This window comes from Anoxybacillus suryakundensis (assembly GCF_001418025.1).
Taxonomy (GTDB): domain Bacteria; phylum Bacillota; class Bacilli; order Bacillales; family Anoxybacillaceae; genus Anoxybacillus; species Anoxybacillus tengchongensis.
Genome location: NZ_LIOK01000005.1, coordinates 57983 through 78403 on the forward strand (window position 1 = coordinate 57983; position 20421 = coordinate 78403).

The 20421-nt window shown below is 44.1% G+C and carries 18 protein-coding genes and 1 pseudogene; 1 reads left to right on the forward strand and 18 read right to left on the reverse strand.

Annotated elements, in window-relative coordinates; genetic code table 11:
• Positions 1-26 precede the first annotated feature (26 nt).
• The 10 genes from prmC to ASC42_RS04870 form a co-directional block, all read right to left on the reverse strand.
• Positions 27-878 carry a peptide chain release factor N(5)-glutamine methyltransferase gene (gene prmC / locus ASC42_RS04825; RefSeq protein WP_055440786.1) on the reverse strand — a complete coding sequence of 284 codons (852 nt, stop codon included), beginning with the start codon at positions 876-878 and terminating at the stop codon, positions 27-29.
• A complete protein-coding gene (prfA, locus tag ASC42_RS04830) occupies positions 868-1944 on the reverse strand; it encodes a peptide chain release factor 1 (protein WP_055440787.1) in 1077 nt (358 codons plus the stop codon). The genes prmC and prfA overlap by 11 nt, the downstream gene beginning before the upstream one ends.
• 56 nt (positions 1945-2000) lie before the next feature.
• Entirely contained in the window at positions 2001-2621 is a 621-nt protein-coding gene (locus tag ASC42_RS04835; protein WP_055440788.1) for a thymidine kinase, read from the reverse strand.
• Between the two features lie 84 nt (positions 2622-2705).
• Positions 2706-2906: a 50S ribosomal protein L31 gene (gene rpmE / locus ASC42_RS04840; protein ID WP_003397039.1), complete on the reverse strand. Its 201-nt coding sequence runs from the start codon at positions 2904-2906 to the stop codon at positions 2706-2708.
• A gap of 110 nt (positions 2907-3016) precedes the next feature.
• Positions 3017-4303, reverse strand: a complete 1287-nt coding sequence (gene rho / locus ASC42_RS04845) for a transcription termination factor Rho (protein WP_055440789.1) — start codon at positions 4301-4303, stop codon at positions 3017-3019.
• A gap of 168 nt (positions 4304-4471) precedes the next feature.
• The gene (gene glpX / locus ASC42_RS04850) at positions 4472-5434 is read right to left on the reverse strand and encodes a class II fructose-bisphosphatase (protein ID WP_055440790.1); all 963 of its coding nucleotides are present in this window, start codon (positions 5432-5434) and stop codon (positions 4472-4474) included.
• A 26-nt stretch (positions 5435-5460) separates the two neighbouring features.
• Positions 5461-6747 (reverse strand): UDP-N-acetylglucosamine 1-carboxyvinyltransferase, encoded by a 1287-nt coding sequence (locus tag ASC42_RS04855; RefSeq protein ID WP_055440791.1) that lies wholly within the window; start codon positions 6745-6747, stop codon positions 5461-5463.
• Between the two features lie 57 nt (positions 6748-6804).
• Complete coding sequence (fsa, locus tag ASC42_RS04860) at positions 6805-7452, reverse strand: fructose-6-phosphate aldolase (RefSeq protein ID WP_003397044.1); 648 nt, start codon at positions 7450-7452, stop codon at positions 6805-6807.
• An 82-nt stretch (positions 7453-7534) separates the two neighbouring features.
• Positions 7535-8395 carry a class II fructose-bisphosphate aldolase gene (locus ASC42_RS04865; protein ID WP_009360981.1) on the reverse strand — a complete coding sequence of 287 codons (861 nt, stop codon included), beginning with the start codon at positions 8393-8395 and terminating at the stop codon, positions 7535-7537.
• Between the two features lie 204 nt (positions 8396-8599).
• Positions 8600-8959 carry a response regulator gene (locus ASC42_RS04870; RefSeq protein ID WP_055440792.1) on the reverse strand — a complete coding sequence of 120 codons (360 nt, stop codon included), beginning with the start codon at positions 8957-8959 and terminating at the stop codon, positions 8600-8602.
• A 172-nt stretch (positions 8960-9131) separates the two neighbouring features.
• Here ASC42_RS04870 and ASC42_RS04875 point away from each other — a divergent pair, with 172 nt between their 5' ends.
• Entirely contained in the window at positions 9132-9650 is a 519-nt protein-coding gene (locus tag ASC42_RS04875; protein WP_055440793.1) for a DUF2529 domain-containing protein, read from the forward strand.
• Positions 9651-9677: 27 nt separating this feature from the next.
• Here ASC42_RS04875 and ASC42_RS04880 read toward each other — a convergent pair whose 3' ends face one another.
• The 8 genes and pseudogenes from ASC42_RS04880 to ASC42_RS04915 form a co-directional block, all read right to left on the reverse strand.
• Positions 9678-11273 carry a CTP synthase gene (locus ASC42_RS04880; protein WP_055440794.1) on the reverse strand — a complete coding sequence of 532 codons (1596 nt, stop codon included), beginning with the start codon at positions 11271-11273 and terminating at the stop codon, positions 9678-9680.
• Between the two features lie 157 nt (positions 11274-11430).
• A pseudogene (gene rpoE, locus ASC42_RS04885) lies at positions 11431-12031 on the reverse strand (DNA-directed RNA polymerase subunit delta).
• 71 nt (positions 12032-12102) lie between these two features.
• Positions 12103-15357 (reverse strand): fused isobutyryl-CoA mutase/GTPase IcmF, encoded by a 3255-nt coding sequence (icmF, locus tag ASC42_RS04890; RefSeq protein WP_055440795.1) that lies wholly within the window; start codon positions 15355-15357, stop codon positions 12103-12105.
• A gap of 20 nt (positions 15358-15377) precedes the next feature.
• Positions 15378-16001 (reverse strand): TetR/AcrR family transcriptional regulator, encoded by a 624-nt coding sequence (locus tag ASC42_RS04895; RefSeq protein WP_055440796.1) that lies wholly within the window; start codon positions 15999-16001, stop codon positions 15378-15380.
• Between the two features lie 10 nt (positions 16002-16011).
• Positions 16012-17151 carry an acyl-CoA dehydrogenase gene (locus ASC42_RS04900; RefSeq protein WP_055440797.1) on the reverse strand — a complete coding sequence of 380 codons (1140 nt, stop codon included), beginning with the start codon at positions 17149-17151 and terminating at the stop codon, positions 16012-16014.
• Positions 17148-18299 carry an acyl-CoA dehydrogenase gene (locus tag ASC42_RS04905; protein WP_055440798.1) on the reverse strand — a complete coding sequence of 384 codons (1152 nt, stop codon included), beginning with the start codon at positions 18297-18299 and terminating at the stop codon, positions 17148-17150. Before ASC42_RS04905 ends, ASC42_RS04900 begins: the two co-directional genes overlap by 4 nt.
• Before the next feature lie 13 nt (positions 18300-18312).
• Positions 18313-19158 (reverse strand): 3-hydroxybutyryl-CoA dehydrogenase, encoded by an 846-nt coding sequence (locus tag ASC42_RS04910; RefSeq protein WP_055440799.1) that lies wholly within the window; start codon positions 19156-19158, stop codon positions 18313-18315.
• 14 nt (positions 19159-19172) lie between these two features.
• A complete protein-coding gene (locus ASC42_RS04915) occupies positions 19173-20354 on the reverse strand; it encodes an acetyl-CoA C-acetyltransferase (protein ID WP_055440800.1) in 1182 nt (393 codons plus the stop codon).
• Positions 20355-20421: the final 67 nt, after the last annotated feature.

The following is a 20421-nucleotide window of genomic DNA, read 5'->3' on the forward strand; positions in this document are numbered from 1 at the left end:
TGAAAAAATATAAAAAGCTTCCGATGTTACTCGGAAGCGAGATGAGCGATGACGATGCGCTCTTTACCGTTGATATCAAAAAGGACATCGACATGTGCGGAAGGAAATGTTTGTTGCAACATCGTCTTGACCGCTTGCCCTTGTCCGTGACCGATTTCAAATGCAATTAGCGCTTTTTCCGAAACAACTTGAGGCAATTGCTCGGTCAGGCGACGATACAACAACAAGCCATCTTCGCCACCGACAAGCGCACGAAGCGGCTCTTTTTGCACAACAGGCGATAACGTCGGAATGTCACAGGCTGGAATGTATGGCGGATTAGAAACAACAACATCAACTTGTATGCCTCGTTCGATCATTGGCTGTAATAAATCCCCTTCGAACCAATGCACGTTCGCACCAAGCTGAGCGGCATTTTCTTTCGCGACTTCAAGCGATGAGGCGGCAATATCAATGCCATACACACACCACGTTGGTCGTTCCAACGACAACGTAATCGCAATCGCTCCGCTTCCTGTTCCGACATCAACGACAGAAAGCGGCTGTTTTCGTGCGCGCGCCAGCACATGTGAAACGAGCTCTTCGGTTTCTGGACGTGGAATTAATACATGCTCATTAACGATAAACGTTCGGCCATAAAAGTGCTCATATCCGATCAAATATTGAATCGGAATATGCTCCAGCGCATGTTTTTTTACATCCGCCATCAATGCTTGTTTGCTCGCCTCATCCATTGGCTCACGTAACGAAGCAAATAGTTGCGCGCGCGTCATTTGTAAATGGTGGCGCAACAGCCATTCTGCAGCGGCTTCTTCCTTTCCGTGTGCTCGGAAAAAAGAAGAAGCCCATTGAAGGACTTCATATATTTTACTGCTCATTGTTCGCTTGCTCCAATTTTTTCGATTGATCGTCTAAAATGAGCGCATCAATAATTTCATCTAACTTTCCTTCTAACACTTGGTCAAGTTTTTGAATCGTCAAGCCGATGCGATGGTCTGTCACACGATTTTGCGGGAAGTTGTATGTGCGAATGCGTTCAGAACGATCACCTGTTCCGACCGCTTGTTTGCGCGTTTGGTCGTATTCGGCACGCGCTTCTTGTTGGTATTTATCGTAAATGCGCGCGCGCAATACTTTCATCGCCTTTTCTTTATTTTTAATTTGCGATTTTTCGTCTTGGCACGATACGACAATTCCTGTTGGAATGTGCGTTAAACGAACAGCCGACATCGTCGTATTAACGCTTTGCCCTCCCGGACCGCTCGATGCGAACGTATCAACACGAATATCTTTTTCGTTAATTTCAATTTCAATTTCTTCCATCTCTGGCAAGCACGCAACTGTCGCTGTCGACGTATGAATGCGTCCACCCGATTCCGTCTCTGGTACGCGCTGAACGCGATGGGCACCGTTTTCAAATTTTAATTTTGAATATGCCCCTTTTCCTTGAATCATAAAGATGATTTCTTTGTAGCCACCAAGCCCGGTCGGATGTGCTTCAATCACTTCTGTTTTCCATCCTTGCGACTCTGCATAGCGCGTATACATGCGATATAAATCGCCTGCAAAAAGCGCAGCTTCTTCGCCACCTGCCGCTCCACGAATTTCCATAATGACGTTTTTATCGTCGTTCGGATCTTTCGGAAGCAACAATACTTTTAACTTTTCAACAAGCTGTTCTTCACGCTCTTCTAACTCGTTAATTTCTTCTTTCACCATTTCCCGCATATCTGGATCGAGCTTTTCTTCCAACATCGCTTTCGCATCTACTAACTGCTCACGCACCGATTTATATTCGCGATACGTTTGTACCGTTTCCGCTAAATCGGATTGCTCTTTCGAATAATCACGCAACTTTTTCGGGTCATTTAATACTTCTGGATCCGTTAATAGTTCATTTAATTTTTCATAACGGGCTTCTACTGCCTGTAAACGATCGAACATTTTTCTCACCTCGACTTTTCATTATATCATAAACGATCATACGAAAAAACTCGCCCTTATGGACGAGTCACCGTTTCTGTACTTGTGTTATTTTTCGCTGGATGATCAGGCACTTCGTGATGATGGCGGCAACGTGGTTCGTACGATTCGCTTGCACCGATTAAAATGACAGGGTCGTTGTACGATGCAGGACGACCGTTAATGAGCCGCTGCGTGCGCGATGCAGGAGAGCCACAGACGGTACAAACAGCTTGTAGCTTTGTCACCGATTCAGCGATAGACATTAACGTTGGAACAGGTCCGAACGGTTCACCGCGAAAATCTTGGTCTAAACCAGCCACAATGACACGATATCCTTCATCAGCAAGCTGTTGCACAACATCAACGACATGTTCGTCAAAAAACTGCACTTCATCAATCGCCACAACGTCCGTATTTGCCGAGATATGTTTTCGAATGTGTAACGCACAAGAAACAGGAATAGCAATAACAGAAGTTCCATTATGAGAAACGACAGCTTCTTCACTATATCGATTATCAATCGCTGGCTTAAACACCTTCACTTCTTGTTTCGCAAATTGGGCGCGGCGTACGCGGCGAATGAGTTCTTCTGATTTTCCTGAAAACATGCTGCCGCAAATGACTTCGAGCCAGCCGGATTGCTTCATAACATCCATCAGGGCGTCTCCTTCCTTTCAAGCTTTCACGAAAAAAACAGGCAAGTGAAAAATGTTCGCTTGCCTGTTTTCATGACATACGGATTACTTAAGGCCGTATTTTTTGTTAAATTTATCAACACGTCCTGCAGCAGAAGCGAATTTTTGACGTCCTGTGTAGAATGGATGGCACGCTGAGCAAATTTCTACGCGCACTTCGTCTTTAACAGAACCGCTCTCAAACTCGTTTCCACACGCGCATTTAACCATCACTTTTTTATAGTTTGGATGGATTCCTGCTTTCATCTCATTTCATCTCCTTCCGCCCTGAATCTTTTCGAAACAGAGTTTATATGCAATCAAAAACACACATGATAAAATTATAACAACCGTCCCGCTGTTTTGCAACTATCCATTTATAACCGTTTTAAATTTCCGGCTGTTTTCCACTCCTCATCCAACATCGCAAAAAACTCTTCGTTTGTCTTTGTTTGCTTTAGTCGGTGAATGAATCGCTCAATAAAGTCTGGCGTATCCGACATTGTCTTACGAATCGCCCATAATTTTTCTAAATGTTCTCTTGGGATTAACAATTCCTCTTTTCGTGTACCGGAACGACGAATGTCGATGGCAGGGAAAATACGCTTTTCTGCTAATGAGCGATCAAGATGAAGCTCCATATTCCCCGTTCCTTTAAATTCTTCATAAATGACATCGTCCATGCGCGAACCTGTATCGACAAGAGCGGTCGCTAAAATCGTTAAACTGCCACCTTCTTCAATGTTTCTTGCTGCCCCGAAAAACCGTTTTGGACGATGGAACGCAGCCGGATCAATTCCTCCTGAAAGCGTTCGGCCGCTTGGAGGAATGACGAGGTTGTATGCGCGCGCTAAACGAGTAATACTATCCATTAAAATGACAACGTCACGTTTATGCTCAACCAGACGCATTGCCCGTTCAAGTACGAGCTCCGCCACTTTAATATGATTTTCTGGCACTTCATCAAACGTCGAGCTAACGACATCGGCAGATACGGAACGTTCAATATCCGTCACTTCCTCTGGACGCTCGTCGATGAGTAAAACGATCAGTTCAACGTCAGGATGGTTCGTTGTAATGCTGTTGGCGATTTCTTTTAACAACATCGTTTTTCCCGCTTTTGGAGGCGCAACAATTAAACCGCGCTGACCGAATCCGATCGGAGCAATTAAATCGATGAGACGAGTAGATAGTTTGTCCGGTGTCGTTTCTAGCTTCATTTGTCGGTTTGGATAAAGCGGCGTAAGCGCTGGAAAGTGTACGCGCTCTTTTGCAATTTCTGGGTCTTCACCGTTTACAGCTTCGACGTGCAACAATCCGAAATACCGTTCGTTTTCTTTTGGCGGGCGCACTTTTCCTGATACTTTATCACCGTTGCGCAGATCGAAGCGGCGAATTTGCGATGCGGAAATATAAATATCTTCTGAACTAGGGGAATAGTTAATTGGACGTAAAAAACCAAACCCTTCTGATTGAATAATTTCAAGCACGCCTTCCATGAAGAAAAGACCGTCTTGTTCCGCGCGCGCTTTTAAAATGGCAAAAATCAATTCTTTTTTTGTCAGTTTACTGTAATACGATATTTTGTATTGACGAGCTAATTCGTATAGCTCTTTAATCGTCATATCTTCTAGCGTTGCAATCGTTAAATCTCCTAACTCCATACTTACACCACTCTTTTATTTATTTTCATGAATTACTCTTTGGGTTGGAAACAGCGAAGATGAAAAGATGATCACGAGAAGAGACGTAACACGACTATTTTACCCTTTTTTTATATTGTCAATCAATAGAAAAAGAGCGAGAGCGCGAAAAGTTCGCGCATCCCGCGATTATTTGATGACAAGGTTCGGCTTTTTCTTTAAGCTGTGGCGTCCTTCGATAAAACGAACCGTGCCAGATTTCGCACGCATAACAACGGAGTGTGTTTCGCCATATGTACCTTTAAATTGTACCCCCCGCAACAACTCTCCGTCCGTTACACCCGTTGCTGCAAAAATGGCATCGTCCCCTTTGACGAGATCTTCCATACGCAACACACGGTTTACGTCAATACCCATTCTTTTACAACGATCTAATTCAGCATCGTTTTGTGGTAATAGTTTTCCTTGTATTTCTCCACCGAGACATTTCAGCGCAACAGCCGCTAATACCCCTTCTGGTGCGCCTCCTGAACCAAATAAAATATCTACACCTGTATGATCAAACGCTGTATTAATTGCAGCAGCGACGTCACCATCATTAATGAGCTTAATACGCGCACCCGCTTCACGCAACTCCGTAATGATGCGCTCGTGGCGTGGACGATTTAAAATAATCGCCACAACGTCTTCAATATCTTTGTTTTTTGCTTTCGCTACCGCTTTTAAATTATCAATAATCGGTGCGTTAATGTCGATCATGCCGACCGCTTCAGGTCCAACAGCAATTTTATCCATGTACATATCTGGCGCGTGAAGCAAGTTGCCATGATCCGCTACCGCAACAACGGCTAAAGCGTTCCAACCACCAGAAGCGACAATATTTGTTCCTTCGAGCGGATCAACTGCGACATCAACGCGCGGACCGTAACCGTTGCCAAGCTTTTCTCCAATGTACAACATCGGTGCTTCGTCCATTTCCCCTTCACCGATGACAACCGTTCCTTTCATCGGTACTGTATCAAATACATCGCGCATCGCAGACGTAGCCGCCTCATCTGCTTCATCTTTTTTACCGCGCCCCATCCAGCGTGCTGCAGCTAATGCCGCAGCTTCTGTTACACGGACAAGCTCCATCGATAAACTTCTTTCCATCGTTTCTCCCTCTCCCCTTTGTTGCATTATGTGTTCTTCAGTTGCTCAATTTCTTGCTCTGTCATTTGTTCACGCCAAATCGTTGCGCCAAGGTTGGCGAGTTTATCAACTAAGTTGCTGTAGCCCCGATCAATATGTTCTAATCCTGTAATTTCTGTAACCCCTTCGGCCATTAGTCCAGCAACGACAAGGGCAGCTCCTGCGCGCAAATCGGTCGCACGCACTTTTGCCCCTTGTAGTCGAGATGGACCTGTAATGATCGCTGAACGCCCTTCGACTTTTACGTTAGCGTTCATGCGCCGCAATTCATCAATATGTTTAAATCGCGCGCTATAAATCGTATCTGTCACAATGCTCGTCCCAGACGCTTTCGTTAATAGTGAAGTGAATGGCTGTTGTAAATCGGTCGGAAAACCAGGGTAAACGAGCGTTTTAATATCGACAGCACGAAGATGATCTTTCGTCGCAACAAAAATTTGGTCATTGCTTGTTTCTACAATGACGCCCATTTCTCGCATTTTCGCAATAACAGCTTCTAAATGTTGCGGAATGACGTTGTCGATAATCACTTCTTTTCCCATGGCTGCACCGATAATCATATACGTTCCTGCTTCAATGCGATCCGGAATAATGGAATGGCGGCAACCGTGCAACTGTTCCACACCGTCAATGCGAATGACGTCTGTTCCTGCCCCTTTAATGCGCGCACCCATGTTTGTCAATAGCGTCGCCACATCAATAATTTCTGGTTCTTTTGCTGCGTTTTCAATAATCGTTCGTCCTTTCGCTAAGACGGCAGCTAACATAATGTTGATCGTCGCGCCTACGCTGACAACGTCCAAGTAAATGCGCGCACCATGAAGCTCTTCAGCTCGTAAATAAATGGCCCCTTGTTCGTTTGTCACTTTTGCTCCAAGCGCCTCAAATCCTTTAATGTGCTGATCAATTGGGCGCGGCCCTAAATGACAACCGCCCGGCAATCCAATCACCGCTTTTTTAAATCGCCCGAGCATCGCACCCATCAAATAATAAGAAGCGCGCAACTTTTTCACTTTTCCGTTCGGCAAAGGCATGGAAACGATATGTGTCGGGTCGATGACGACTTCGTGTTCATTGAAATGAAAGGCACCACCAATTTCTTCAATTAATTGTCCGAGCACATGAACGTCTGAAATGTTCGGCAACCCTTCAATGACTACAGGTGCGTTCGCTAAAATAGCGGCTGGAATGAGCGCGACGGCGCTATTTTTCGCTCCACTAATGCGCACGGAGCCTTGAAGGAGGTCACCGCCAACGATTTTTAACTTTTCCATATGTGTCTCCCTTCTCGCCATGCAAGTACTAGAACGCGACGGAAAACTGCTTAATCGTTATTTTTGGTTTGCTTTATTCCAGTCTGCTAAAAATTTTTCGATGCCTTGATCAGTAAGTGGATGTTTAAATAGTTGCATAAGCACGTTGTAAGGAACAGTCGCAATATGCGCTCCTTTTAATGCAGCTTCTGTCACATGCTGTGGATGCCGAATGGATGCCGCGATAATTTCTGTCTCAATGTCATGAATGGCAAAAATGTTTGCGATCGTTTCAATTAAGTCTAAGCCGTTATGACCGATATCGTCTAAGCGACCTAAAAATGGCGATACGTATGTTGCCCCAGCGCGTGCCGCCAACAATGCTTGATTTGCGCTGAAAATAAGTGTCACATTTGTTTTAATGCCTTTTTCGCTAAATACTTTTACTGCCTTTAGTCCTTCTGGCGTCATCGGTACTTTAATAGTAATGTTTGGGGCAATTTTCGCTAATTCTTCCCCTTCCGCAATCATTCCTTCTGCATCTGTAGCGATAACTTCCGCACTAACCGAGCCTGAAACGAGAGAAGTAATTTCACGAAGACGATCGTGGAATGATACGTTCTCTTTTGCGACAAGGCTTGGATTTGTTGTTACTCCCGCTAAAATACCAAGCTCATGCGCATGGCGAATTTCATCAATATTTGCTGTGTCAATAAAAAATTTCATAATTTTCAACCTCCTAAACGCTTTCAAAGTGGAATGAAACAAAACCGCCCGCTTCAGCAAGGCTGAAACGGTGCGGCTTTTATTACAACGCTTTGCCGGAAGAACCGAATTCACGCATTTTGCCAATCACTGTTTCTTTAATCGCATCGCGGCCAGGGCCGAGGAATTTGCGTGGATCGTACACTTTTTCATCTTTCGCTAACACTTCGCGCACAACTTTTGTAAACGCCATTTGATTTTCTGTGTTCACATTAATTTTTGACGTACCGAGCGAAATGGCACGTTGAATTTGTTCAGTCGGAATACCTGTTCCACCGTGTAATACGAGCGGTACACCTGTACGGTCACGAATTTCTTCCATCTCTTTGAAGCCTAATTTTGGCTCACCTTTGTATGGCCCATGTACAGATCCAAGCGCTGGTGCTAAACAGTCGATGCCTGTACGCTTGACAAGCTCTTCGCACTCATCTGGATTTGCATAAATGATTCCTTCTGCAACAACATCATCTTCTTGTCCGCCGACTGTTCCGAGCTCCGCTTCAACAGATACGCCACGTGCATGAGCGTACTCTACAACTTTTGATGTAATTTCGACGTTTTCTTCAAACGGATGATGTGATGCGTCGATCATAACAGATGTAAATCCAGCGTCAATTGCTGCTTTACATTTTTCAAAGCTTGAACCGTGGTCAAGGTGAATCGCAACAGGAACCGTAATGTTCATGTCCTCCATTAACCCTTTGACCATATTCACAACTGTTTTAAAGCCGCCCATATAGCGAGCTGCTCCTTCAGACACACCGAGGATCACAGGGGACTTTTCTTCTTCCGCTGCTGCTAAAATCGCTTGCGTCCATTCTAAGTTGTTAATATTGAATTGACCGACCGCATACTTGCCTGCCAATGCTTGTTTAAGCATTTCCGTCATTGAAACTAAAGGCATCGTTAAATCCTCCTTAAATGTAGCCATGATTCACTATCCGAAAGCGCCTCTCACATGTACAATGGCCAAAATTCGACAAATTTATACAAGACGATCTCGAATAGTATGTACATTATAAGAATAACAAACTTTGTTTCCACACATCAACATTATTCACCGAAACGAACAAAACTTTGTGAAAAAAGTTCAAAAAACTGTCAATGGTTAACCAATATATTGTTTCACTGCATCACGCATATCGTCTATGTCAAACGGTTTCGCAAAATGAGTCAGCGCACCGAGTTTTTTCGTTTCATGAATCATATCCAGCTCTCCGTAAGCCGTCATTACAATGACTTTTACATTTTCATTCATCTCTTTCATTTTCTTTAAAATTTCTACTCCGTCCATGCCCGGAATTTTCATGTCTAACAACACTAAATCCGGGGAGTGTCTCGCAAACAAATCAAGAGCTTGAACACCGTTTGCCGCCTGATACGTTTCGTACCCTTCTTTTTGAAATACTTCATTTAATAAAATACGAATGCCAAACTGATCGTCCACAATCAAAATCTTCCCCGCCATATAAACACCTCTATTTTTCTTTTTTTCATATGTAAAGTTCCTATTTTTATTATCGTATCATTATTTCGAAATTTTTACCATTTATCCTGCTTCATGTTCTAATTTTGATCATTTTTTTATTTTTTAATATAATGAGCAACAAAGACAACGTCGCATAAAAAGGAGATTTATCATGTTAAAAATATTATCAACACAACTCGTTGGTGTGTTTCAGCGCATAAGTGCCCAAGAAGAACAACAGTTTGAAGACGCCGCCCGTTTACTTGCGCAAGCAGTCATTGGTAACGGTACGATTTTTATTTACGGTAGCGATGAAATGGAAGCAGTTGTTGCGGAAGCGCTACATGGAGCTGAAAGGTTCCCAAACGTAAAACGGTTCAACATGACCGAAGTAACAACTGCTGACCGCGTACTTATCGTTGCACGTTTTTGCACAGATGAAAAAGCTATCGACATCGCCAAACAGCTTCAAAAACAAAACATATGGACGATCGGCATGTCATCTGTTAAAGCGGAAACGACGACATCACTTGTTGACTATGTCGATGTACATATTGATTTATGTTTAAAACATCCGCTCGTTCCAACAGAAGACGGTACGCGTGTTGGCTTTCCTTCTGCGATTGCCGCTTTATTTGCCTATCATAGCTTAGCGCTCATGGCGCAAGAAATCGTTGCGGAATACGAGTAAGAGGATGCCCATATCGGACATCCTCCTTTATTTTTCTAACGATGCGCGAATAAATTCGCGGAAAAGTGGCTGCGGACGCGTTGGGCGAGATGTAAATTCTGGATGGAACTGCGCCGCCACGAACCATGGATGATCTTTCAACTCAATAATTTCTACAAGGCGACCATCTGGACTTGTACCGGAAAAGATAAAACCATTTTCCTCCATCATCGTACGATACTCATTGTTAAATTCATAACGATGGCGATGGCGCTCATAAATGACTTCATCTTGATATGCTTCGTACGCTTTCGTTCCTTCAACGAGCTTGCACGGATACAATCCGAGACGAAGCGTTCCTCCTAAATCTTCAATATCTTTTTGTTCTGGCAATAAATCAATGATTGGATGTGGCGTGTTCGGATCGATTTCCGCCGAATGTGCGCCTTTTAACCCTACGACATGACGAGCAAATTCAACAGATGCTAACTGCATACCTAGACAAATGCCAAGGAATGGGATGCGTTGCTCACGCGCATAGCGAATCGCCTCAATTTTTCCTTCAATTCCACGATCGCCAAATCCGCCTGGAACGAGAATACCGTTTACTCCTTGAAGCAACTGCGCCACATTGTCGCGATCGACATGCTCAGAGTTAATCCAACGAATATCTATATCCGCATCAAACGCATATCCTGCATGACGTAACGCTTCCACGACAGAAATGTACGCATCTTGAAGCTCAACGTATTTTCCAACGAGCGCAATCGTTGTTTTGTTTGATAAATTGCGCACTTTTTCAACGAGTGCAACCCATTCGGTCATATCCGCTTCGTTACAATTTAGTTTTAAATGTTCACAAACGATTTGATCGAGCTTTTGTTCCTGAAGCATAAGTGGCACAGCGTATAACGTATCGGCATCGCGCGCTTCAATGACCGCTTTCGGATCGATGTCACAGAACAAAGCGATTTTATCTTTCATATCTTGAGACATCGGCATTTCTGTACGCACGACGATGACGTTTGGCTGAATGCCTAAGCTGCGCAACTCTTTGACGCTATGTTGCGTCGGTTTCGTTTTCATTTCACCTGCCGCTTTAATATACGGTACAAGCGTACAATGAATGTACATGACATTGTCACGGCCGACATCGCTTTTAATTTGACGAATCGCTTCTAAAAACGGAAGAGATTCAATGTCACCAACCGTTCCACCAATTTCAGTAATAACTACGTCCGCATTCGTTTCACGCCCTGCTCGAAACACGCGCTCTTTAATTTCGTTTGTAATGTGAGGAATAACTTGGACCGTACCACCTAAATAATCGCCGCGACGTTCTTTTTTCAATACGGTCGAATAAATTTTTCCCGTTGTTACGTTGCTGTATTTGTTTAAATTAATGTCAATAAAGCGCTCATAATGTCCTAAGTCTAAGTCCGTTTCCGCTCCGTCATCTGTAACGAACACTTCTCCGTGTTGATACGGACTCATCGTTCCTGGGTCAACGTTAATGTACGGATCAAACTTTTGAATCGTCACTTTTAAGCCACGATTTTTTAATAATCGGCCAAGTGATGCAGCCGTAATTCCTTTCCCAAGCGATGATACAACGCCACCTGTTACAAAAATATATTTTGTCATGAAAACCTTCCCCCTCAACTCATTTAGAATAGTTACAGTGTGTGCGAATTCGGGGAAAAATAAAAACGCTCCGCTTACAAATATGTAAGGGAGCGAACGTATCTCTATGAAAAGAGCCCAAACAGAATTCTACATATATCGATGTAAAAAGTCAAGGTTATAATTCCTCATCTTCTTCTAACTCTAATTCTTCATCGACGACGTCTAGCTCTTCATCAATTGGAGCGTCGTCTAAATCGAGTTCTTCATCTAATAAATCATCAATGACTTCTTCGTCTTCATCTAATACAAAATCATCGTCTAACAGCTCTTCATCATCTAATAATTCTTCATCTAAATCGTCATATACGAGTTCGTCTTCATCGATGAGTTCATCGAAATCGTCAAAGTCATCCGCCACTTTTTTCTTCTTCTTCACGCGTTCTACAGGCACTGCTTCATCCTCTGTTTGATCATACGGATACCACGAACGCAAGCCCCAAGCCGTTTCCCCAACACAAATGAACCGCCCATCGACGTTTAAATCTGTATAAAACTGCGCTAATCGCGCGCTCACTTCGCTTTCAGATAATCCTTTCATCGCGACTAGCTGTTCAACCATCTCTTGAAATGACACCGTCTGCTTTTTCTCACATATATAGTAAATACGCAAGTTCGACGAAAGACATCTCTCGCAATTGTTCTTGAGAGTATTGCTCCAAACTCACTTTCCGCACTCCCTTTCTCCAACGTATGAAAACAACAAAAATCCATACCATTCATTATAAACAAATTCATTTACTTTATGCTAGACGGTTGCCCAAAAAAAATGTCGGGACATCCCCCGACATTACATATTGCGGCGATATTGTCCACCGACTTCGTACAACGCTTTTGTAATTTGTCCTAAGCTTGCTACTTTGACCGTTTCCATTAGTTCAGCGAAAATGTTTCCACCGCTTACGGCGACATGTTTTAACCGCGTAAGCGCTTCATCGACTTCACCTTTATGTTGTTCCTGGAATTTGCGCAAGTTTTCGAGTTGTAGTTGCTTTTCTTCGTACGAGGCGCGCGCAAGCTGCAAGCTTTCAATTTCTTCCTCGACAGCTGCATTCGGATTTAAATATGTGTTCACGCCAATGATCGGCAACTCTCCGCTATGTTTTTTCATTTCATAATACATCGATTCATCTTGAATTTTGCCGCGTTGATATTGCATTTCCATCGCGCCAAGTACGCCGCCGCGTTCATCAAGACGTTCGAACTCTTTTAACACCGCTTCTTCAACTAAATCTGTTAACTCTTCAATAATGAACGAACCTTGTAGTGGGTTTTCATTTTTCGTTAACCCATGTTCTTTTGTAATGATGAGCTGAATAGCCATCGCCCGACGGACAGACTCTTCAGTTGGTGTTGTAATCGCTTCATCATAGGCGTTCGTATGAAGCGAGTTACAATTATCATGGAGCGCCATAAGCGCTTGTAACGTTGTACGAATATCGTTAAAGTCAATTTCTTGCGCGTGAAGCGAACGACCTGACGTTTGCACGTGATATTTCAACTTTTGGCTTCGTTCATTTGCCCCGTATTTTTCGCGCATCGCAACCGCCCAAATGCGTCGGGCCACCCGACCGATGACAGTATATTCTGGATCGAGACCGTTACTGAAGAAAAACGATAAGTTTGGCGCAAAATCATCAATGTGCATGCCTCGGCTTAAATAATATTCTACGTACGTGAAACCGTTTGCTAGCGTAAACGCCAATTGCGTAATCGGATTCGCTCCTGCTTCAGCAATATGATAGCCTGAGATGGAAACAGAATAATAGTTACGAACGCGATTGTCGATAAAGTATTGTTGAATGTCCCCCATCATGCGCAAAGCAAACTCAGTCGAAAAAATACACGTATTTTGCCCTTGATCTTCTTTTAAAATGTCCGCTTGGACTGTCCCCCGAACCGTTTGCAACGTCCATGCTTTGACTTGTTCGTATTCTTCTTTCGTTAACTTTCGTCCAAGCTCTGCTTCTTTCTTCTCTACTTGTTGATCAATCGCTGTATTTAGAAACATCGCTAAAATGATTGGCGCAGGACCGTTAATTGTCATCGATACAGATGTAAGCGGATGGCATAAATCAAAACCTTTGTATAACTTTTTCATATCATCTAACGTACAAACGCTTACGCCACTTTCACCGATTTTTCCGAAAATGTCTGGACGTTCATTCGGATCTTCTCCATATAACGTAACGGAATCAAACGCTGTACTTAACCGTTTCGCTGGATCGTCTTTACATAAGTAATGGAAGCGCCGATTCGTTCGCTCTGGCGTACCTTCTCCTGCAAATTGTCGCTTCGGATCTTCTTCTTGCCGTTTAAACGGGAATACACCTGCGGTAAATGGAAATACACCTGGAACGTTTTCTTTATAAAGCCATCGTAAAATTTCTCCGTAATCTTTAAACTTTGGCAACGCCACTTTTGGAATATTTAACCCTGCTAAACTTTTTGTCGTTAGTGGCGTGACGATTTCTTTATCGCGCACTTTTGTCACAAACTCTTTAGCGGCATATTTCTTTTTGACATCTTCCCATGAAGCTAATAGCTTTCTCGACTCTGGCGTTAATTTTTCCTCATATGATCGCTTGGCCTCTTGCAAAGCTTCCAATGCTTGTTCCCGATGATACTCATTCATCGTTTCGATGGCACCTTCAAGCTGAAATAGGCGACGAGCAATGTCACACTGCTCGTTAACGCGCTTATGATATTGACGGATCGTATCGGCAATTTCGCGCAAATAATGGCGACGTTCGTTCGGGATAATGACGTTTTGTTTTTCAACATGATCAACTTTTTGCAATGTCGTTGTCCAATTCGTGCCCATTCGTTCGTTAATTAAATCGATTAAGGCAACAAACAGCGTATTCGTTCCTGGATCGTTAAATTGGCTGGCGATCGTGCCGAATACAGGCATTTCGCTTACATCGCGATCAAATAGTTGATGGCTGCGTTGATATTGCTTTTGCACTTGGCGCTTCGCATCTTCTGAACCTTGTCGCTCAAATTTATTAATAACGATGAGATCGGCATAGTCGATCATATCAATTTTTTCGAGCTGCGACGGAGCACCGAACTCGCTCGTCATCACATACATCGCAATATCGCAAATATCTTTAATAGCTGCATCGCCTTGCCCGATCCCGCTCGTTTCTACGATCACTAAATCAAAACCTGCTGCTTTCACGACTTCAATCGCATCTTGAATCGCAAGCGACAATTCCGAACGCGAGCTACGTGTTGCTAAGCTCCGCATATACACCCGCGGAGAAGAAATGGCATTCATACGAATGCGATCCCCAAGCAACGCACCGCCCGTTTTTTGTTTTGTCGGGTCAACCGATAAAATGGCCACTTTTTTGTCTGGAATTTCGTTTAAAAAGCGGCGGACAAGTTCATCGGTGAGCGAGCTTTTTCCCGCACCACCTGTTCCGGTAATGCCGAGAACTGGTACGCGTTTCGCCATCGCTTTCACTTGTCGGAAAACGGCTTCGGCTGTGGCAGCAATTTCGCTATGAGCGTTTACGCCGTTCTCACACACTGTAATTAAGCGAGCTACGGCTTGAACGTCCCCGGTTGCTAATCGCTCTACTTCATCGGTAATTTCTTTGACAGTCGGAAAATCACATTCTTCCATCATGATGTTAATCATTCCTTGCAATCCGTAACGTCGACCGTCTTCTGGCGAGAAAATACGCGCGATACCATATTCGTGCAATTCTTTTATTTCCCTTGGAATAATGACACCACCACCACCACCATAGATGCGAATGTGTCCCGCACCACGCTGTTGTAATAAGTCGTACATATATTTAAAAAACTCCATATGACCGCCTTGATACGAAGATACCGCAATGCCCTGCACATCTTCTTGAATCGCAGCGTTCACAATTTCTTCAACCGAGCGGTTATGTCCAAGATGAATGACCTCAGCTCCGCTCGCTTGCAAAATGCGACGCATAATGTTGATTGCCGCATCATGCCCATCGAATAAACTAGACGCCGTCACAAAGCGAACGTGATGTTTTGGACGATAAATGTGCGCCATCTTTCTCCCATCCCCTTTCGCTACCGCTTCATAAGCCCTTCAAGCAATAGCTTTGTTTGCAATTGAATATATTCATCGAGCGTATACATTTTTTTCAACGCCCAACGACGGAACCCCCACATTTGACCGAGCACGAAAATGTTATGTGCAAATAATTGAATTTCTTGTTCTGTTAATGAAAATACCCCATTGTCCACGCAGCGTCGTAAAATATGTTCAAACATCGCAACCATTTGCAATTCTTTATTAAGCACATACGGAAGCGATTCTTTACCAAGTGATTTTGCCTCTTGATACATGACGAGCACTTCATCTTGCAGCTCATCAACGACACGAAAATAGTAAGCAATCGCTAATTTTAAGCCGTCTAAATCCCCTTGTGTCGTATCAATAGCTTGTTCCATGCGATCGCGCACTTCATCGTAAATGCGATCGCACACTAAATAAAGGACGTCTTCTTTTTTGCGAATGTATTCGTACAACGTTCCGATGCTAAAGCCAGAAGCGCGGGCAATTTCGCGCGTCGTCGTTTGATGAAACCCTTTTTGCTTAAATAGCGAAATCGCCCCTTTAATCATTTGGTTGCGCCTTTTTTTCACAAGCCGCTCATCTTTTACAGATGCTGGAACTTCACGCTTTTTCATCACACCCCTCCTATTTCGTTAACATTCTTGAAATGACGATGCGTTGAATTTCTTGCGTCCCTTCATAAATTTGCGTAATTTTTGCATCGCGCATAAACCGCTCCACTGGATAGTCTTTCGTATAACCGTAGCCGCCAAAAATTTGTACCGCTTCAACGGTCACTTTCATCGCTGTATCCCCTGCAAACAATTTTGCCATCGCTGATTCTTTTCCGTACGGTAAACCGTTTGATTCAAGCCATGCCGCTTGATACGTTAGTAAACGAGCCGCTTCAATCGCTGTTGCCATATCAGCTAGCTTAAAGGCAATACCTTGTTGTTCTGCAATTGGCTTACCGAATTGAATACGTCCTTTCGCATATTCTACCGCTGCATCTAACGCCCCTTGAGCGATGCCGACCGCTTGCGCAGCGATGCCATTTCGACCACCATCAAGCGTCATCATCGCAATTTTAAATCCTTCTCCTTCTTCACCGAGCAAATTTTCTTTCGGAATGCGACAATCTTCAAAAATAAGCTCCGTCGTTGGTGATGAACGAATGCCAAGCTTTTTCTCTTTTTTCCCGATCGAAAATCCAGGCGTTCCTTTTTCAACAATAAATGCGCTAATGCCACGATGTTTTTTCTCTGGATCTGTCACCGCAAAAACAACATAAATGTCTGCTTCCCCACCGTTTGTAATCCATACTTTTGAGCCGTTTAATACGTAATGATCGCCATCCTTTACAGCACGCGTTTTCATTGCTGAAACGTCAGAACCTGCCCCTGGTTCAGACAAACCGTATGCCCCAAGCTTTTCGCCTGTTGCTAATGCTCGTAAATACGTTTGTTTTTGTTGTTCGTTCCCAAATTTATAAATCGGCCAACTTGCTAACGAAATGTGAGCGGAAAGCGTCACCCCTGTCGATGCGCACACCTTTGAAAGCTCCTCCACAGCGATGACGTATGCTAAATAATCGCTACCGATACCACCGTATTCCTCTGGCCACGGGATGCCCGTCAAACCGAGCTCCGCCATTTTATTAAAAATGTCGCGATCAAAACGTTCTTCTTCATCGCGTTCTGCTGCTGTCGGTGCCACTTCGTTTTTCGCAAAATCGCGCACCATTTTTCGTATCATTTCATGCTCTTCACTAAGTTGAAAATTCATTTTCCCATCCCCCTCAACAAATGTTTACTAATGACAAGCCGTTGAATTTCACTCGTTCCTTCATAAATTTCGCACACTTTCGCATCGCGGAATAGCCGTTCAACCGGATAGTCTTCTGTGTAGCCGTTGCCTCCGAAAATTTGTACCGCTTCAATGGCGTTTTCCATCGCTGTTTTTGATGCAAACAGCTTCGCCATCGACGCTTCTTTTCCACACGGCATACCGTTTGAACGTAAAAAAGCAGCATGATAAACGAGCAGTTTGGCCGCTTCGACGTTCGTTGCCATATCGGCTAGTTTAAACGCAATGCCTTGTTGTTCGGCGATCGGCTTACCGAATTGAATGCGTTCTTTCGCATAATTCGTTGCATGTTCAAGCGCGGCTTCGGCAATACCGAGCGATTGAGCCGCAATCCCGATACGACCGCTATCTAAGTTAGCCATCGCGATTTTAAATCCGTCCCCTTCTTGACCGAGTAAGTTTTCCGCAGGCACGCGCATATCTTCAAACGATAATTGAACCGTACGTGAGCCGTGCAACCCCATTTTTTTCTCGTCTTTTCCGATGATAAGACCTGGCGTATGTTTTTCAACGATAAATGCGCTTACTCCTTTACTTCCTTTTTCTTCTGGATTTGTACGAGCAAATACGATATACGTATCCGCTTCCCCACCGTTTGTAATAAATACTTTCGAGCCATTTAATACATAATGGTCACCATCGCGAATGGCTGTCGTTTTTAAGCTTGCTGCATCCGATCCTGATCCTGGTTCTGTTAAGCAAAACGCTCCTAAATATTCACCGCGCGCGAGCTTCGGCACATATTTTCGTTTTTGCTCCTCCGTTCCGAAATATAAAATCGGATTTGTGCCGACAGACGTATGGACAGATAAAATGACCCCTACGACAGCGCTCACTTTTGAAATTTCGTGTATCGCAATGATATATGACGTAAAATCCATCCCCGCACCGCCATATTGCTCAGGTACAGTAATCCCCATTAAGCCGAGCTCCGCCATTTTTTCAAGAATCGGGCGCGGAAACTCTCCGCGCTCCATCCGTTCAACGAACGGTGCAATTTCATTTTCAGCAAACTCGCGCACCATTTGACGCATCATTTGCTGTTCTTCTGTAAAATGTAAATTCATGCTGACAACCCCTTTATTCGTACGTGTAAAATCCTCGCCCTGTTTTTCGTCCGAGCCAACCCGCTTTCACATATTTACGTAAAAGCGGACACGGACGATATTTATCGTCACCAAGTCCATCATGAAGCACTTCCATAATGTATAGACACGTATCTAAGCCGATAAAATCCGCTAAGGTGAGCGGTCCCATTGGATGATTCATGCCAAGTTTCATCACTTCGTCAATCGCTTCTTTCGTCGCCACACCTTCGTATAAACAATAAATCGCTTCATTAATCATCGGCATTAATACACGATTGGAAACAAATCCTGGGAAATCGTTTACTTCAACCGGTACTTTTCCTAACGTTTTTGTCATTTGTTCGATCGCTTCATATACTTCGTCAGCCGTCGCGAGACCGCGAATAATTTCAACAAGTTTCATAATCGGTACTGGATTCATAAAATGCATGCCAATGACTTTCTCTGGTCGCTTCGTTGCTGCGGCAATTTCTGTAATCGGTAGTGAGGACGTATTTGTCGCTAAAATGGCATGCGGAGGAGTGATTTCATCTAGCTGTGCAAACAATGCTGTTTTCACATCCATATTTTCAACAACCGCTTCGATGACGACATCGACATCGCTTCCATCTTGCAAAGTTGTCGATGGACGAATGCGACCGATCACTTCATCGCGCTGTTGTGCGCTGAATGTTCCTTTTTCAACAAACTTATTGATGCTTTTTGCAATATTGTTCAGCCCCCATTGTACGCGCTCTTCATTGACATCGTTTAAAATGACGTCATATCCTGCTGTGGCACACACTTGAGCAATCCCTGATCCCATTTGACCAGCACCAACAACCATCACTTTTTTCATCGTTCCATCCCCCGTTAATGAACTTCAATCATTACTGCATCGCCTTGACCGCCACCGCTACAAATCGCTGCAATGCCAGTGCCGCCACCACGGCGTTTTAATTCATGAATTAACGTAATAATAACGCGCGCACCGCTTGCCCCGATCGGATGCCCAAGGGCAATGGCGCCACCGTTGACGTTTACTTTTTCTTCTGGCAAGTCAGCAATTTTCATGCTTGCTAAAGCGACAGCAGCAAACGCTTCGTTAATTTCAAATAAATCAATGTCGTTTACTGTTTTTCCTGTTTTACGCAACAATTCATTGATGACGATGCCTGGCGTTTTCGGAAAATCTTTCGCTTCAATGGCAATTGCCGTATGCGCGACAATCGTCGCAAGCGGGGTGAGCCCTTCTTGTTGCGCCCGTTCTTCGCTCATTAATACAAGCGCAGCTGCCCCATCATTTACCCCTGGCGCATTTCCTGCGGTAATGGTGCCCGTTGGATCAAACACAGGCGCAAGCTTCGCTAATTTTTCAAGCGACGTATCTTTACGCGGCGACTCATCAACCGCTACTGTGATCGGTTCGCCTTTTCGTTGCGGAATAGTAACAGAAACGATTTCTTCCGCAAACTTACCGCTTTCGATCGCTGCAATAGCTAATTGATGACTTCGATACGCCCAACGATCTTGCTCTTCACGCGTAATACCTAACTCTTTTGCCGTCTCACTTCCGTAAATGCCCATATGCACGCCTGTAAAACTGCATGTTAATCCGTCATACACCATTAAATCTTTTACCGTCGAATCACCCATGCGCAGTCCCCAGCGTGCTTTCGGCAATATATACGGTGCGTTGCTCATCGATTCCATTCCACCTGCAACGATGACATCCGCGTCCCCAGCACGAATAATTTGATCACCGAGCGTGACACTACGCATCCCTGAGGCGCATACTTTATTGATCGTTTCTGTTTTCGTCTCCCACGGAATGCCTGCTTCTCTGGCCGCTTGTCGCGATGGAAGTTGTCCTTGTCCACCTTGCAATACAGTACCAAAAACGACTTCATCGACATCTTCTGCATTCATATTTGCGCGCACGAGCGCCTCTTTGATTGCCATACCTCCAAGCTGCGCAGCGCTGAATGCACTTAAACTTCCACCGAATTTTCCAAATGGTGTACGTACCCCGCTAACAATGACCGTTTTCCTCATGTTTCTCCCCCTTTTCTTCATAAGAAAGCCCTTTCAAAAATGTTGAGCGAACGCTCGTTCAATTATG

Bases quoted from the DNA above. Each gene is read 5' to 3' on its own strand.
- prmC (WP_055440786.1), bottom strand. From the start codon at position 878: ATGAGCAGTAAAATATATGAAGTCCTTCAATGGGCTTCTTCTTTTTTC.
- prfA (WP_055440787.1), bottom strand. From the start codon at position 1,944: ATGTTCGATCGTTTACAGGCAGTAGAAGCCCGTTATGAAAAATTAAAT.
- ASC42_RS04835 (WP_055440788.1), bottom strand. From the start codon at position 2,621: ATGGATGTTATGAAGCAATCCGGCTGGCTCGAAGTCATTTGCGGCAGC.
- rpmE (WP_003397039.1), bottom strand. From the start codon at position 2,906: ATGAAAGCAGGAATCCATCCAAACTATAAAAAAGTGATGGTTAAATGC.
- rho (WP_055440789.1), bottom strand. From the start codon at position 4,303: ATGGAGTTAGGAGATTTAACGATTGCAACGCTAGAAGATATGACGATT.
- glpX (WP_055440790.1), bottom strand. From the start codon at position 5,434: ATGGAAAGAAGTTTATCGATGGAGCTTGTCCGTGTAACAGAAGCTGCG.
- ASC42_RS04855 (WP_055440791.1), bottom strand. From the start codon at position 6,747: ATGGAAAAGTTAAAAATCGTTGGCGGTGACCTCCTTCAAGGCTCCGTG.
- fsa (WP_003397044.1), bottom strand. From the start codon at position 7,452: ATGAAATTTTTTATTGACACAGCAAATATTGATGAAATTCGCCATGCG.
- ASC42_RS04865 (WP_009360981.1), bottom strand. From the start codon at position 8,395: ATGCCTTTAGTTTCAATGACGGAAATGCTTAAACAAGCATTGGCAGGC.
- ASC42_RS04870 (WP_055440792.1), bottom strand. From the start codon at position 8,959: ATGGCGGGGAAGATTTTGATTGTGGACGATCAGTTTGGCATTCGTATT.
- ASC42_RS04875 (WP_055440793.1), top strand. From the start codon at position 9,132: ATGTTAAAAATATTATCAACACAACTCGTTGGTGTGTTTCAGCGCATA.
- ASC42_RS04880 (WP_055440794.1), bottom strand. From the start codon at position 11,273: ATGACAAAATATATTTTTGTAACAGGTGGCGTTGTATCATCGCTTGGG.
- icmF (WP_055440795.1), bottom strand. From the start codon at position 15,357: ATGGCGCACATTTATCGTCCAAAACATCACGTTCGCTTTGTGACGGCG.
- ASC42_RS04895 (WP_055440796.1), bottom strand. From the start codon at position 16,001: ATGAAAAAGCGTGAAGTTCCAGCATCTGTAAAAGATGAGCGGCTTGTG.
- ASC42_RS04900 (WP_055440797.1), bottom strand. From the start codon at position 17,151: ATGAATTTTCAACTTAGTGAAGAGCATGAAATGATACGAAAAATGGTG.
- ASC42_RS04905 (WP_055440798.1), bottom strand. From the start codon at position 18,299: ATGAATTTACATTTTACAGAAGAACAGCAAATGATGCGTCAAATGGTG.
- ASC42_RS04910 (WP_055440799.1), bottom strand. From the start codon at position 19,158: ATGAAAAAAGTGATGGTTGTTGGTGCTGGTCAAATGGGATCAGGGATT.
- ASC42_RS04915 (WP_055440800.1), bottom strand. From the start codon at position 20,354: ATGAGGAAAACGGTCATTGTTAGCGGGGTACGTACACCATTTGGAAAA.